The organism is Nocardia sp. NPDC052254, assembly GCF_040679495.1.
GTDB lineage: Bacteria > Actinomycetota > Actinomycetes > Mycobacteriales > Mycobacteriaceae > Nocardia.
Genome location: NZ_JBFAUW010000007.1, coordinates 65,656 through 80,092 on the forward strand (window position 1 = coordinate 65,656; position 14,437 = coordinate 80,092).

Annotated in this window: 13 protein-coding genes; 7 read left to right on the top strand and 6 right to left on the bottom strand. The window is 69.6% G+C overall.

Annotation, left to right across the window (positions count from 1 at the left end; translation table 11 throughout):
• Nucleotides 1-40: 40 nt before the first annotated feature.
• From AB0L57_RS19110 to AB0L57_RS19120, 3 genes are read right to left on the bottom strand one after another with little or no spacing between them, the layout of a single operon-like run.
• Nucleotides 41-835 carry an ABC transporter permease gene (locus tag AB0L57_RS19110; RefSeq protein ID WP_364963671.1) on the bottom strand — a complete coding sequence of 265 codons (795 nt, stop codon included), beginning with the start codon at nt 833-835 and terminating at the stop codon, nt 41-43.
• The gene (locus AB0L57_RS19115; RefSeq protein ID WP_364963673.1) at nt 832-1,761 is read right to left on the bottom strand and encodes an ABC transporter ATP-binding protein; all 930 of its coding nucleotides are present in this window, start codon (nt 1,759-1,761) and stop codon (nt 832-834) included. Before AB0L57_RS19115 ends, AB0L57_RS19110 begins: the two co-directional genes overlap by 4 nt.
• The gene (locus AB0L57_RS19120; protein WP_364963676.1) at nt 1,758-2,492 is read right to left on the bottom strand and encodes a hypothetical protein; all 735 of its coding nucleotides are present in this window, start codon (nt 2,490-2,492) and stop codon (nt 1,758-1,760) included. Before AB0L57_RS19120 ends, AB0L57_RS19115 begins: the two co-directional genes overlap by 4 nt.
• 226 nt (nt 2,493-2,718) lie before the next feature.
• On the opposite strand from AB0L57_RS19120, the gene AB0L57_RS19125 reads away from it, so the two are divergent.
• Both AB0L57_RS19125 and AB0L57_RS19130 read left to right on the top strand, forming a co-directional pair.
• Nucleotides 2,719-3,552 carry a helix-turn-helix domain-containing protein gene (locus tag AB0L57_RS19125; protein WP_364963679.1) on the top strand — a complete coding sequence of 278 codons (834 nt, stop codon included), beginning with the start codon at nt 2,719-2,721 and terminating at the stop codon, nt 3,550-3,552.
• Nucleotides 3,553-3,575: 23 nt separating this feature from the next.
• Nucleotides 3,576-3,989, top strand: a complete 414-nt coding sequence (locus tag AB0L57_RS19130; protein ID WP_364963682.1) for a VOC family protein — start codon at nt 3,576-3,578, stop codon at nt 3,987-3,989.
• A 3-nt stretch (nt 3,990-3,992) separates the two neighbouring features.
• Here the strand turns inward: AB0L57_RS19130 and AB0L57_RS19135 are convergent, their stop codons facing one another.
• Nucleotides 3,993-5,030 (bottom strand): glutathione S-transferase C-terminal domain-containing protein, encoded by a 1,038-nt coding sequence (locus AB0L57_RS19135; RefSeq protein WP_364963684.1) that lies wholly within the window; start codon nt 5,028-5,030, stop codon nt 3,993-3,995.
• Nucleotides 5,031-5,117: 87 nt separating this feature from the next.
• Here AB0L57_RS19135 and AB0L57_RS19140 point away from each other — a divergent pair, with 87 nt between their 5' ends.
• The gene (locus AB0L57_RS19140) at nt 5,118-5,912 is read left to right on the top strand and encodes an enoyl-CoA hydratase/isomerase family protein (protein WP_364963686.1); all 795 of its coding nucleotides are present in this window, start codon (nt 5,118-5,120) and stop codon (nt 5,910-5,912) included.
• A gap of 93 nt (nt 5,913-6,005) precedes the next feature.
• Nucleotides 6,006-7,268 carry an AMP-binding protein gene (locus AB0L57_RS19145; protein ID WP_364963688.1) on the top strand — a complete coding sequence of 421 codons (1,263 nt, stop codon included), beginning with the start codon at nt 6,006-6,008 and terminating at the stop codon, nt 7,266-7,268.
• Nucleotides 7,269-7,284: 16 nt separating this feature from the next.
• On the opposite strand, the gene AB0L57_RS19150 is transcribed toward AB0L57_RS19145, so the two are convergent.
• The gene (locus tag AB0L57_RS19150; protein WP_364963690.1) at nt 7,285-8,025 is read right to left on the bottom strand and encodes a tyrosine-protein phosphatase; all 741 of its coding nucleotides are present in this window, start codon (nt 8,023-8,025) and stop codon (nt 7,285-7,287) included.
• 717 nt (nt 8,026-8,742) lie between these two features.
• On the opposite strand from AB0L57_RS19150, the gene AB0L57_RS19155 reads away from it, so the two are divergent.
• Nucleotides 8,743-9,096: a TetR family transcriptional regulator gene (locus AB0L57_RS19155; protein WP_364963693.1), complete on the top strand. Its 354-nt coding sequence runs from the start codon at nt 8,743-8,745 to the stop codon at nt 9,094-9,096.
• A 46-nt stretch (nt 9,097-9,142) separates the two neighbouring features.
• Nucleotides 9,143-10,327: an amino acid deaminase/aldolase gene (locus AB0L57_RS19160; RefSeq protein ID WP_364964283.1), complete on the top strand. Its 1,185-nt coding sequence runs from the start codon at nt 9,143-9,145 to the stop codon at nt 10,325-10,327.
• 1 nt (nt 10,328) lies between these two features.
• Here the strand turns inward: AB0L57_RS19160 and AB0L57_RS19165 are convergent, their stop codons facing one another.
• Entirely contained in the window at nt 10,329-13,616 is a 3,288-nt protein-coding gene (locus tag AB0L57_RS19165) for an AAA domain-containing protein (RefSeq protein WP_364963695.1), read from the bottom strand.
• 166 nt (nt 13,617-13,782) lie between these two features.
• On the opposite strand from AB0L57_RS19165, the gene AB0L57_RS19170 reads away from it, so the two are divergent.
• A complete protein-coding gene (locus AB0L57_RS19170; RefSeq protein ID WP_364963698.1) occupies nt 13,783-14,433 on the top strand; it encodes an alpha/beta fold hydrolase in 651 nt (216 codons plus the stop codon).
• Nucleotides 14,434-14,437: the final 4 nt, after the last annotated feature.

Sequence of the window (14,437 nt, forward strand, 5' to 3'; positions counted from 1 at the left end):
ACCGAATTCTTCCCGCACTCCGGGAAGAGGTGACTCGCGCTCAGATGTCGCGCGACCGCAGATACCACCAGCCGGCCGTCCCGGCCAGCCCGGTCCAGATCACCAGTACCACCGCGGACGCCGCATTCGGTGGCAGATAGGAGCTGTCGGGGAACGAGCCGATCGCCACCGTGCCGATGGTCGCCGATCCCGGCAGCAGCACCACCACGCCGGCGATCCCCGCGCCCTTGGCGACCAGCCAGATCAGTGGCTCGAGAATGAACAGCCAACCGGCGATGGCCACCACGGCCAGATTCGGGGACCGGAGCAGCAGGCCCAGCCCCACCCCGATCACACCCCAGCACACCGCGGCCAGCAGTCCGCCGGCGAACACGCCTGTCAGTCGCCAGCCGAATTCGACCGATCCCCGCCCGAAGGCCACCAGCGCGACCAGCGCGCCCAGTTCGGCACAGGCCGCCAGCGCCAGCGAATACAGTGCGGCCACACCGGTTTTCGCGCCGAAGAGCAGATCCCGATCGGAGGTGAACAACGCCGTGACGCCGATACTGCGGTAGCGGTATTCGTCGCCGGCGCCGATGGCCCCGCAGATCGCCGCGGCACCCACCGCCACCACGATCGCCAGATAGAGCCCGACCGTCGCGGTTCCGGTCGCCAGTGCCTCGTGCGGTTGCGGTCCGGAGCCCTGCACCGCGGATGCCGTGGCGACGACGAATCCGACGGTTGCGAGGATCGGCGGCAGCAGCCGGCCCGACCGCACCGCGATGATCTTGCGGAGTTCGGCGGTCGCGGCCCGATTGACCTCGACGGGGACGGTCGGCAGGGTCGGCAGCATCATCGCGGTCCGTAAGGGGTGGCAGGGGCGGGAGACGGATAGGGTTGCGGCGGGGTCGATTTGGTCAGGATGGCCAGTACCCGATCCGGATGGACCGGTTCGGAGACGAGTTCGCCGAGATGCACCTTGGCCAGCGCCGCAGCGGCCCGGATCTCCTCGGGCGACGCGTCACCGATCGCCAGGCGGCCGTCCGGGCGCATCACCGCATCGGTGAAGCCCTGCGAAGCCAGCGTGGTGGCCAGGGCGATCGCACTCGATGTCGACACCACCAGGCGATCGGGATGGTTGCGCCGCAGCCGGCGCGGGCTGCCCTGGTAGGCCACCGAACCCGCCGACAGCACGATCACCTGATCGCAGATCGGAACGGCCTCGGCCAGGCTGCGCGAGGTGAACAGGGTGGTGCCCCCGCGCCGGGCATGGGCGCGCAGAAGCTCGAGGAGCCGGTTGCGATCGGCGGGGTCGGTGCCTTCGAACGGATCGTCGAGGACCAGCAGGCGCGGATCGGTCAGCAGGGCCTGCGCGAGCGCGAGCCGGCTCTGCTGACCTTCCGATGTGTCGCGGACCCGGGTTCCGGCGAAATCGCGCAGGCCCAGTGTGGCCAGCACCGCATCCACCCGGTTGTCGCCGACGCCCGCCGCGGCGGCCTGGATTCGCAGCTGGGCACGCACCGTGCGGGCCGGATGCAGGCCCCTCGGCTGCAGGACCGCGCCGATCCCGCCGTCGCGGGCCGCAACGACGCTGCCGGCGTCCGGCCGCATCAGTCCGAGCAGTGTTTCCAGCACCGTCGTCTTTCCCGATCCCGGGGGGCCGACCAGCGCGGCCGTGGTGCCCGACGGCACCGAGAACTCCACATCGCGGACCGCGACGACGCCGTCGAACTGCATCCGCAGACCGTCGGCGGACAGTGCGATCGAACGCGCCGCGCTCATCGCTGCTCGGCGGTGTCGGCGGGGGAGTCGGTCAGGGCCGGCAGCGGATCCGCGTCGACCACGACGCCGAGTGCCGGTGCGGGCGGCCAGCGGTCCGGTGCGGGGCCGAAAGCCTTGTGCGCGTTGCCGATCACGGATTTGCCGACGGCACGATTGCCCAGTCCGCCGATGGCCGCGCCGATTCCGGCCGGCAGCACCTTGCCGAACATCAGCGCGCTGCGCTTGGCGATGAATTGCACGACGAACCGCTTCATCAGCGAATCGTTCATACCGCTGATCCCCGGAATCCGGTCGGCCAGCAGGGTTCCCCAGTTCTTCGCCGAATGACCCACGCTCCGCTGGACGATGTCCTTGCCGGTGTCGCCGAGCACCACGGCGAGTACCAGCGCGCGCCGCCGCTCCTTGTCCTCGGGGGCGACGCCGTGCACGGCGGCCACGGCCAGGGTGTACACCGCCGACGCCTCGAGGAAGAAGGTGGTCTCCGCGCTCATGGCCGCGATGGAGGTGAGGGTGCCCACGCCCGGTATCGCGGCGGTCGCGCCGACCGCGGTGCCGCTCCCGGTGACAGTGGTGAGGTAGATCTTCTCCAGGCGATCGAGAATCTGGGCCGGGCTGTCGCCGGGATGGGCCCGGCGGAACCGGTCGACATATTTCGCCACCGCCGGAGCCTGCAATTGTGCCCCGTTGTCCAGCAGAGACCGCACGGCCTTCTCCACGCCGCTGTCGAACATCGGTAACGCACCCCTCTCGTCCGGTCGCACAAACTCTAGTGGTGCGACCCGATGCCGTCCTGTGCGGCGGCCTCCGCGGTGACACGAGCTGCCGCTCGCGGCCGCGTCGCTCCCGCCGCGGTCGTCGGCGCCTTGCCCGGCCGCGGACCGCACGGCTGTCGAGGAGTCAACGAACGCCGACCGCGTCCGGTTCCGCCGCAACCGGGCGGCGCCTACCGTGGAGGGCGTGAGTGGTGTCTCCGCGGGAGCGCGCCGGTTACCGGCCCCGTCGCTGCGGCCGTTCCTCGGCCCGTACGCCGGATATCTGTTGCACGGCTTCGACCCCGGCGTGCACGTCGGTATGCCGGGCACCGCGATCACGGTGATCGTGACCATCGACGAGCCGATCGATGTGCCGGTGTCCTCCCATCCCGATCAGGCCGGTGGCCGCTGGGACGCGCTGGCCGGCGGTCTGACCCTGCGGCCCACGCTGATCGCGCACAACGGGTATCAACACGGTGTCCAGCTGGCGGTGACCCCGTTGGGGGCGCGGGCCCTGTTCGGAATTCCGGCCGGTGCGCTGGGCGAATGGATCGTCGATCTGGCTGATCTGCTGGGACCCGAGGCCGATCGGGTGCGGGAACGGATCGCCGCGACCTCCGACTGGCGGGCACGCTTCACTGTGCTGGACGAGGTCTTCTGTGCGCGGGCCGCCGCCGTCGACCCGCGCCGGCTCGAGCTGGACGCCAATCTCCAGCAGGCCTGGCGGTTGCTGACCGATCCCGCGGGTGCGCCCGCGGTCGGCCGGGTCGCACACGACATCGGCTGGAGCAGAAGGTATCTGGCCGGCCGCTTCACCGCGGAATTCGGGATCACCCCGATCCAGGCCGCACGGCTGAGCCGGTTCGAGGTCTCGCATCGCATGCTGCGCCGGCCCGGGCACAGCGTCGCCGCGGTGGCCGCCGCGACGGGGTATTACGACCAGGCGCACATGGCCCGGGAGTGGCGGGAGCTGGCGGGTGTACCGCCCTCGGTCTGGCGTGCGCGGGAGGTGTTCCCATTCGTCCAAGACGCCGGGTAGTCGATCGCGAAAGGCTGACAGGCATGACGGAGACAACCAACACCCGAATCACCACCGCATCCGTGTGGCCGTGCTTCACCTACCGTGACGCCCCAGCCGCCATCGATTTCCTGCAGCGCGCCTTCGGCCTCGTCGAGACCGCCCGCTACGGCACCGGCGACGTGGTCGAACATGCCGAATTGGCCTGGTCCGCGGGCGGCGGAGTCATGCTCGGTTCGGTCCGCGACGAGTCGGTGCTCTGCGAAACACCGCCCGGCGCCGGCTCGGTCTACCTCGTCACCGACGATCCGGACGGTCTCTACGAACGTGCCCGCGCGGCCGGGGCGACCATGGTGCGCGGACTCCGGGACGAGGATTACGGCTCGCGCGGATTCACCTGCCGCGACCCCGAGGGCGTGCTCTGGAGCTTCGGCACCTACACGGGAACGCCCGGATGACCCTCAGGCCCAGTCGGCGGCCGGGACCCGTTCAGCCGGCAGCGGCGGTGGCGGCGGTGTGCCCTCACCGAAGGGCCTGCCGCCCAGCGCTTCCCGGCCGTGCGGGGTCAGCCAGCCCGACAGTTCCGGACCCTTCGGCACGACTCCGGTGGGATTGATGTCGCGGTGCACGACGTAGTAGTGCCGCTTGATCTGGGTGAAGTCGACGGTGTCGCCGAATCCCGGCGTCTGGAACAGGTCACGCGCATACGCCCAGAGCACGGGCTGTTCGGTGAGCTTCTCGCGGTTGCATTTGAAATGTCCGTGATAGACCGGGTCGAATCGCACCAGCGTGGTGAACAGTCGCACATCCGCCTCGGTGATGGTGTCGCCGACCAGATAGCGCTGGGTGCTCAACCGCTCCGACAACCAGTCCAGTGCGGTGAACAACCGGTCGTAGGCGGCGTCGTAGCCTTCCTGACTCCCGGCGAAACCGCAGCGGTACACACCGTTGTTGACCTCGGTGTACACCCGGCGATCGACCTGGTCGATCTCCGCACGCAGGTCCTCGGGATACAACTGCGGCGCGCCCGGCCGGTGGTACTGCGTCCACTCGGTGGAGAAGTCCAGGGTGATCTGCGGGTAGTCGTTGGTGACCACCTGCCCGGAGGCGATGTCGACGACCGCCGGGACGGTGATGCCCCGCGGATACTCCGGATCGCGCGCCAGATACGCGTCGCGCAGGAAGTGGATGCCGAGCACCGGGTCGACCTCACCGGGATCGAGATCGAAGGTCCAGCTGCGCTGATCGTGCGTGGGCCCGCACAGGCCCAGCGAGATCGCCTGTTCCAGGCCGAGCAACCGGCGCACGATGAGCGTGCGATTGGCCCACGGGCAGGCCCGCGCCGCGACCAGCCGATAGCGCTGCGGCTCGACCGGATAGCCGTCGCGGCCGTCGGCGGTGATCCGCGTGGTGATGTAATTGGTGTCCCGTTTGAACTCGCCCGGCTCGACATAGGTCGCGGTACTCGAACCGGCGTTCTCGGTCGGCGAGGTGCTCACCGCACCAGTGTGGCAGACGCCACCGACTCTCCGGACGCTCGCGGTCGGGGGGTACCGGATCGGCGGCGATCTGGATAGATTCGCCCGATGAGCGATTCGAAACCCACCCGGTTGGAGCGCACCGAGACCGAGGCCGGCGCGCAACTCGCGATCCTCACCATCGACCATCCGCCGCTGAACCTGTTCGATTCGGCGCTGCTGGACTCGCTCGCCGCCGATCTCGCGGAGCTGACCGCGAATCCGCCGCGCGCCCTGCTGCTGCGTGCCGACGGCAAGGTCGTCTCCGGCGGCGTCGATGTGCACGAATTCGACGGGCTGAGCGTCGAGCAGGGCGCCGCGCTGTGGCAGAAGTTGTTCGACCGGATCATCCATCCGATAGAGGATCTGCCCTGTCCGGTGATTTTCGCCGCGCACGGCCTCACCCTCACCGCGGCCTTCGAGATCTCGCTGGCCTGTGATCTGCTGCTGGCCGGTCCGAAGGCCAAGTTCGGCCTGGTGGAGACCGTGGTCGGACTGACGCCGTCCATGGGTGGCCCGCAGCGGCTGGCCGAACGCGCCGGTTCCGGCCGTGCGCGGGAACTGGTCATGACCGGTGATGTCTACGACGCCGCGACGATGGCCGACTGGGGCGTCGTCAACGCGGTGCACGAGGACGTCGACACCGCCGCCCGCGCGCTGGCCACCCGGCTCGCCGACGGGCCCACACGTGCGCACGCCGCCACCAAGCAGATCATCGCCGCGTGGCGTTCCGGCGGTGTCGCGCACGCGGATTCGGTGACTCCCAAGGTGTCGGGTGAACTGTTCGCCACCGAGGATCTGCGGAGTGCGGTCCGGAGCTTCCTCGAGGTCGGTCCGGGGAAGGCGAGCTACACCGGGCGGTGATCGCTCGGACATCTTTGTCGCCTAACGCCCCATGATTGTGATCTGCGTCATATAGTCACAGGTGCCTGGACATCGAGGCATCCGGAGGGACTGATGGCGCGGCTTCTGATCGAATATCCGCAGATGCGAAATCCGTGGTGCGGCAACCTTCTTGCGCGCGGAGCCGACGGCGTGCTGCGCTACGGCAACCTGAATCCGGCACTCACCGAACTGCTCGACGTTCAGGTGCACGCCTTCTCCGCTCGCGAGGCCGTCGTGGAGGTCGGCGGCCCACGGCTCACCTATCGGCAGCTGTGGCATTCCGCGTCCCGTATCGCCGGTGGGCTGCAGGAGCACGGGATCGGCTACGGCGACCGGGTCGCGGTGCGGATGCCGGTGGGTGCGCTCTGGGTGCAGACGTTTCTCGGCGCCCTGCTGTCGGGGGCGGTGCCGGTGCTGGTACACGACGGTCTGCCCGAGGCGGTCGCCGCGCAGGTACTCGCGGACAGCTGTGCGGACTTCGTGCTCGACGGCGGCGGTGCGGAGGCCGGATATGCCGATCTGCCCGACGGCGCCTCCTTCATCGACGACGGTGCTTCCCTGGGGGAGCTGGCGCTGCTCTGCTACACCAGTGGTGCTGCGGACCTGAGTGTTTCGAATACGGCCGAGGAGGCGGGCCCGCGCGGGGTCGAGCTGACGAACGAGAATCTGCTGTCGGCGGTCCGGTCGGTGGTCGGTGCGTTCGATCTGCCCACCGACGGGCTGCGCAATCTGGTGCTGCTGCCATTGGCGCACGCCAGCGGCTGTGTCGATCAGCTGCTGCCCACCTTCGCGGTCGGCGGCACCGTGGTGCTCGCGCCCGACCCGGCGATGATCGCGGAGACGCTGGTGACCGAGCGCATCGATATGGTCGCCGCGACCCCGCGCATCTTCGCGGGCCTGCTGCCGACGCTGGCCGGGCTGCGTGCCGAGGGCGTGCGTCAGGTGTGCAGTGCGGGGCATCGGGCCGAACTGGCCGCCACCGAGGCCGGTACCGCCGACCTGGTGACCACCGCGCTGACCGAGGTGTTTCCGCTGGCCCGCCAATGGTCGGTCTGGGGCGCCACCGAGACCAGCGGTATCGGATTGGCGGTGCTGGACAGCGGCGTGGCGCCCGGTGGTGATCTGCTCGGATTCCCGTTCGGCGGTACGGAATTGGCGTTGTGGGGCCCGGAGGCCGGTGGCGGCAGCGGCGAATTGCTCTGTCGCGGGCCGAATGTCACCCCCCGCTACTGGAACGACCCGCAGACCACCGAGTCCCGATTCACCGGCAGCTGGTTCCATACCGGCAATCAGGTCAGCATCGATACCGATGGCATGGTGCATCGCACCGAATGAGAGTTGTCGCCGTGGGTCACTCCACCATGCGGGCGTGCAGCGCGGTGCGTAGTTCGGGTGTGAACCCGATGGCCTGGAGGTAGCCGTCGAGACCACCGTGCAGCCTGTGCATGGCCTCGGTACCGGCCGCGAGGTACTCGACGCTCACCCCGAGCAGTGCGGGCGGCAGCGTGCCACCGGAATTGCGGGCCACATCCGCGGCCAGTGCTTCGACCGCGTCGTTGCTGAGCAGATAGTCGGCGAGGATGTCCTCCTCGGTGACGCCGACCGCGCGCAGCAGGGTGGCGATGGCCCAGCCGGTGCGATCCTTACCCGCCGCGCAGTGCACCAGGACCGCCCCGTCGCCGCGCGCCAGCGATTGCGCCATCGCGGTCATCGCGACGCCGACCTCGGGCATCGAGGGGAAGCCGGCGTAGACATCGGCCAGATCGAGGTGACCACCCCGGTCGGCCCCGCCCTCGTGCGGGGGCGCGGTGCCGATCGCGGAATCGAACGGGGTCAGTTCCAGCCGGACACCCGCGGGCAGCAGGTCGACGCCCATCCGGTCCGCTTCGGCGGGACCGCGCAGATCGTGGACGGTCGTGACACCCAACTGCTGCAGGGTGTTGTGCCCGCGCTGGTCCAGATGGCAGAGCTGGGCGGATCGGAGCAGGACGCCGCCACGGATCTTCATACCGCTCGCGGTGCGCAGGCCGCCGACGTCGCGGTAGTTGAAAGTGCCGGAGATGTGGAGATGATCGGGGCGCGCGGTGGTCACCTTTCCAGGTTATCGGTGCCGACGGCGACCTTGTCCAGAATTACGGCACGTTCGCCGAGTGGGTCAGTGGCGCAACTGCTCTCGGGGAATGAGGAGCCCGCCATGGATCTCGCATGTGGAAACGGCGCACTGTCCCGTTGCCGCGGCCTCGGCCCTGCCCGACGTGCGTGCCGGGCATCCCGCACGCCTCGGCGGAAACAGGTGCTCGCAGCCGCTCCCGTCGGAGCGCGAGACCCCCGCGCCCAGGGCGCGCGGGGGCGGGCGAGGTGTGCGCTGGCCCACATCGATATAACAATTCCGGGCTGCGGGCCGTAGAGTTCTGTGCGTTTGTGCCCGGGCGGCAGACGCGCTGACCGTGGTCGATCCGCCCGGATGGCCCCGAGGGTCGGGTGCCGAAGTGGTAACGAAAACATTCTTTCAGTCCGGAATGACCCATTGAACCTGGTCGTGATCCCCGAATAACCTCTAACATTGACGGATGTTGAACGGGTCGCCCGAGGTAGGTCTCCGCAGAGATCACCACAGATCCGATACCCGTTGATGGAGCCGCGCTGGCGAGATGCGCGCGTTCCTTCGCCGAGGGAGTCGTCGTTGAGCGCTAGTGGAGAGATGATTCGGACCCGGCCCCGGCCGGCCGTACAGGAGGCTGTCGATACGGCGTGTGCTGCCATCGACTGCACCGGCACACGCGCGTTGCGAGTCCTCCTGCATGCCGGTGTGAGTGCGTTGTGGCCCGCGATCAAGGCGAAGCCGGAACGGCAGGTTCGCACCCTCGAAACCACCATCGCCGCATTACGGCGGCGCTGGGACGGCCGGGTCGACTGCACGGCCGACCCGGCGGTCTCGGCGCTGTTCCGCGATCTGGACATCGAGGTGGCGGCCTATCTGCAGCTGTGTGCCGAGCGTTCGCAGACGCAGTGGATCGAGCCGGTCGAGGCGATCGCGGCCTATGTCGTGGCCGTCATGCACGGAACCATCCTGCGCTGGCTGGCCGACTGTGACGACGAGACCACCCTGGTGGTCCTCGATGATCTGGTCTCGACACTGACCACGAAGGCCGTCGACCTCTGATTTCGGCCCGCGCCAGATCTGGACGTGTGACCAGTTTCGTGATTGGCTGGTTGTCGTGACAGATGCGTCGCCGATCGCCGACCTGCATGCCGCCACCGCCGACCTGGATCCGCCGCTGGCCGCACTGGACCTGGGCGCATTGCGTGCCAATGCCGCCGATCTGGTGCGCCGAGCACGCGGTGTCCCGATCCGGGTGGCGAGTAAATCCGTGCGCTGCCGCGCGGTGCTCGAGGAAGTACTCGGCTCCGGCCTCACCGCGCACGGCGGCTTCGCCGGAATCATGTCGTATTCGCTGCGTGAGGCGCTGTGGCTGGCCGGGCACGGCGCTCGCGATGTCCTGCTCGGCTACCCGAGTGTCGACCGGGCCGCACTGGCCGAACTCGGTGGCGATGCCACGCTGCTCGACTCGATCACGCTGATGGTCGATGATCTGGCCCAGCTCGATCTGATCCGGTCCGCGGTCGGCACCACCGTCGCGCCGCGCGTCTGCCTGGACGTCGATGCCTCGCTGCGGATCGGACCGCTGCACCTGGGGGTGCGACGCTCACCGATCCGCACTCCCGAACAGGCCGGCCAACTTGCGGCGGCTGCTCGTGACCGCGGCTTCCGGGTGGTCGGGGTGATGACCTACGAGGCGCAGATCGCCGGTCTGCCCGATACGAACCCCGCGGTGCGCCTGGTCAAGCGGCTGTCCGCGGCCGAGATCGGTTCGCGCCGCGCGCAGGTGCTCGACGCGGTGCGCGCGGTGGCCGGTGAGCTCGAGATCGTCAACAGCGGCGGCAGCGGTTCGATCGAGGTGAGTGTCGGCGCCCCCGAGGTCACCGAGGTCACCGCCGGGTCCGGTCTGTACGTCCCGACATTGTTCGACAGCTACCGGTCCTTCGAGCCCAGGCCCGCCCTGTTCTTCGCGCTGCCGGTGTTGCGGCGCCCGGCCCCCGACATTGCCACCGCCTTCGCCGGGGGCTACATCGCCTCCGGCCCGGCGGGTGCGGCCAGGGTGCCGAAACCGGTGTGGCCCAAGGGGTTGCGTCTGATCGGCACCGAGGGGGCGGGGGAGGTACAGACCCCGTTCACCGGTGCCGCGGAACTGAAGGTGGGTGATCGGGTGTGGCTGCGGCACGCCAAGGCCGGTGAACTGTGTGAGCGTTTCGACCGGATCCAGATCGTCGATGCCGACGACCGGCGCACCGAGGTTCCCACCTATCGCGGTGAGGGCCGCAACTTCGGCTGAATCAGCCGCCGGTCAGCTCCAGGAAGGCCGCCAGATCGGGGAGCTGCCCGGGAGTCTCGGGCAGATAGTCGGTGAGCAACGGTGAGGCGACGACGACGGCCGACCACATCGCCCGCGAGACCGCGGTGGTCAGCCAGTGCCGCGACAACAGCTCATCCATACCGTCGGGTGCGTCGCCCGGTGCCGAGGTGGTCATGGAGATCAGCACGACCGTGGCCTCGCGGCCGCGGAACCGATCGGCGGTACCGACCACCACATCCTCGATCCGGGCCCGCGACAACAGGGTTCGAATGCGCGCCACCTGGGCGTGATAGGGCGTGACGACCAGAATGTCGTGCGGATGCAGCCGCCGCGCCGGGGCACCCTGGCGCCACGTGCGGCCCAGCAGCCCGCGCACCTGCCGCACGATCTCACGGGCCTCCTCCGCGGATTCGGTGCTGTTGCCATGGTGTTCGACCGGCACCGTACTGACTCCGGGTGGCACATCCTCGAGTTCGCGTGCCAGCGTGACGGTTTCGTTGGACCGCAGCCGATTGCCGTAGCGCAACCGCGACACCGGCCCGCACAATTGCGGATGCATCCGCCACGTGCGTTCCAGGAAGTAGCCGAAATCCGATGGCAGCGTGGGGTTGTCGCCCACGATCCGGCCGAGTGCCGAATCGTGCACCCGCTCCGGATGCAGGCCGTTACCCGGCAACGGGGCGGGATCGCCGAGCAACAGCAGATTCCGGGTGGCCGGGCCGACCGCGATCGCCTGCGCCAGCGGGAAGTGTCCGGCATCGGCGATCACCAGCAGATCCAGGCTCGCGGGCGCGACCTGTTCGGGATCGGTGAAATCACCCGGCAGGCCGCCGATCACACAGCCGTTGACCGCGTTGTCCAGGAAGCGGGGATAGCGGTCGGCGGCGATTCCCAGCCATTCGGGTGCCACCGTGTGCACATCCGATTTCGCGACGAGCTCGGGCAGCACCCCCACCCGGACCACCGCGTCCAGCAGTTCCTCGGCGGCCGAATGTGATTGCGCCACTACGCCGACTCGCCATCTGTAGCGGGTGACGAGCCGTTCGACGACCCGCGCGACGGTATCGGTCTTTCCTGTCCCGGACGGTCCCTGTACGGCGAGATACGAGTCGTCCAGGTCCAGCAGGGCGGCGGTGACGGCGGCCGCGTAATCGCCGAACACCTCCGGCAGCGCGTCGGTGGTAAGCAACCGCGGGCGCCGCCGGCACAGCACGTCGAAGGTCGCGGTGTGCGGCACCTCCGGCAGGCTGACCAGCAATTCGTGCGCGACCGAGCCGAGTGCCCGCTCCTGATTCTCGTCGGGCCAGGGCGGATCGGGCACGATGGCGATCGGCAGTTCGTCGTACGGCGCGCAGCCCGGCGGCAGGACCTCCTCCACCCGGACCACATCGTCGAAGTTGTCGTCCAGTGCGCAGCCCAGGACCGTCGCCGCCGCCGTGACGCGACGCCCGGGAGTGGCGGGCAGATCGGGGACGTGGCCGTCGTAGAGCGTGCGCACCGGCGTGCCGGGCGGTGGCGGACGACCGGTCCCCAATCGGCCGGTCAGGGTGAGATAGCGCCGCATCGGCCGGTTGTCGGTGTGCTGCCATTTGGTGTCCACCTCGGCCCAGTCGGCCACGAGAACCCCTGCGGTGTCGGCCCATTCGCCGATCGGACGATGCAGGCGGTCCTCATGTGCCCAGTGCAACGGCAGGCGTTCGCGGCGGGGGTGGCCCAGGACCGCGGCCATCAGCGCGGCGGCCTGCTGGGCCGGACTGCGGGTCTCCTCGTAGTCGAACGCGAATTCGCGCAGTGCCGCCTCGACCGCGCTCGGCTGCTCGGCGCCCGCACCCCGCGGCACCGGTTGCGGCCGGATATCGTGCTCGGCCGCGAGTGCGCTCAGCCGATCTCGCACACGAAGCGTTGCCGCGCAACTGGATTCGAGATCGGTGCCGCCGCCGGCAGCGTCGGGATCGAGCAACTCCGCGACCTCCAGCAGGTCGTAGGAGCGGGCGCCGATCAGTATCGCCGAGCGCACGATGGGGTACAGGTCCAGCAGTGCGCCGAGCAGATCCTCGGCGGTGTCCTCGTCGGCGCCGCAGCGCGCGCACAGGTCGGCCAGCAGGGTGCGGATCGGCGAGCGGTAGTGGTAGATCCGCAATTCGGGGTGATGCTGCTGGCGGTCGGCCAGGAATTCCAGCAATGCCACCGGATCGTGAGTGGTGAAGGCGTGGAACAGGAATACGCCCTCACCGCCGTCGGCACTGCGAGCGGTCACCCCGACCCCGACCGCCGATCCGGCCACCGAGATGAAGACGTCACCGGCATCCACACCCGCCAGCTCACCGAACACCGTCGCGTCGGTGACCACGTAAGCGGCGTCGCCGGTGCGTTCCCGCCGCAGACGCAGTTCGGCCTGCCGCCGCAGCAGGGACAGTGTGGGCACCGGGATTCCGGTCACCGCCGAATCGGCCGAGGCGAGCCGATCGACCGTGGTGATACCCGCATCGCGCAACTGTGCCCGGACCGCGGGCCGCATCCCGGCCACCAGCAGCAGATCCCGCACGGCGACGAGTTCCGCGGTGCAACTCGCGCAGTCGCCGCAGGCGAGGTAGCGGCGGTCTCCCCATTGCACGGGCAGCAGTTCGTCCTGTTTCGCGGTGAGGATCGCCCGTAGCCGCACCCGTCGCGCGGAATGGACGGTGTCGGCGTAGGCCAGCTCGTGAACATCCTCCGCGCCCGTCGAATCCCGGACCCGCACCCACGGATCGACGTCGAATCCGTTGTCGCGCAGCATGCGCGCACAGGCCGCCGCCTCCATCAGCGCCGTGACCTCCGAGCCGGAGGCGTGGGCATACATGCGCAGCGTGTGCTCGGCGCGGACGACGAAGGCGCAGCCGGCCACGAATTCGCCGTCGAATCCGATCGCCCCCGCGACCACCGGTGCGCCTGCGCGCAGGGCGGCCATGGTCGCGTCGTGTGCGCGCGTCCACTCGGCGGGGGTGGACGCGGCGGGTGGATCGATCCGGACCAGGCCGTCGCCGAAGGTGGCGATCAGGTCCTCGAACGCCTCGGCCGGCACCGCGTCCGACCCCAGCCGCAGGCCCGGGGATCCGGTCGTCTCCGCCGTCGGTGTGCCGGACGAGGAGGTGAGGTCCCCAGCCGAGGCGTCGGGTGAAAAGACAAGGCCCAGTTCGGTATCGAGCGCGCGCAGCAGCGCGAATTCGCAGCGCGCCGCAACCACGAGGTCGTCGGTGCTGCACACGACACGATCACCGAACAGAATCAATCGCGGCCTCCTGAGTTCCGCATACCCGCACGCGGCCGACCCACCGCCTGCCTCCCGAGTCGCGCAACAGCGTAATCTTTCGAGGTCGCACGGCGTGGCGTGAGGGGGGCGTGTCGGAGATCGGGCTCGTGTCGACCGGCCGTGCCCCATCGCGAACAATAGGATGATGCCGTACTTCCAGGGCGCGCGCGGGCGTCTGCACTACCGGTGCTGGCCGGTGGCGGCCCCGGTCCCCGCGGCGATCGTCGGGTTCCTGCCGGGGTCGGGCCAGCACAGCGGGCACTATCACCGTTTCGGACGTGCGCTGAGCCGCCGGAATATCGAGACCCGCTGCCTCGACACCTCGGGGCAGGGCCTGAGCGAGGGTGATCCGGACACACCCGGCACCCTCGCCGAGCTGGTCGCCGACGCGGTGCTACTGGCCGCGCGGGCCAGGACCGAACGTCCCGATGTCCCGTTCGTTCTCGCGGGCCACTCGCTCGGCGCGGCGACCTGCCTGGCGGCGGCCACGCGTCCGGAACTGTCCGGTTGTCTCGCGCTGGTCCTGACCGGAACTCCGCGCCGCGCCGTCGAACCGGCCGCGGGACCGCCACCGGAACTACCGATTCTGGCGCTGCACGGCGTCGACGACCGTCGCGCACCCCTCGATGCGGTGCGCGACTGGGCGGCCCGCTGTCCGTCGGTGGGGTTGCACGAGTACCCGGATGCCGGGCACGATTTGCTGCACGAGCCGGTGCACGCGACGGTGACCGCGGATATCGCCGAGTGGATCCGTGCGGTCACCGATCGCCGCGCCGGCGCCGCGTACGTGGGTTGAGAAA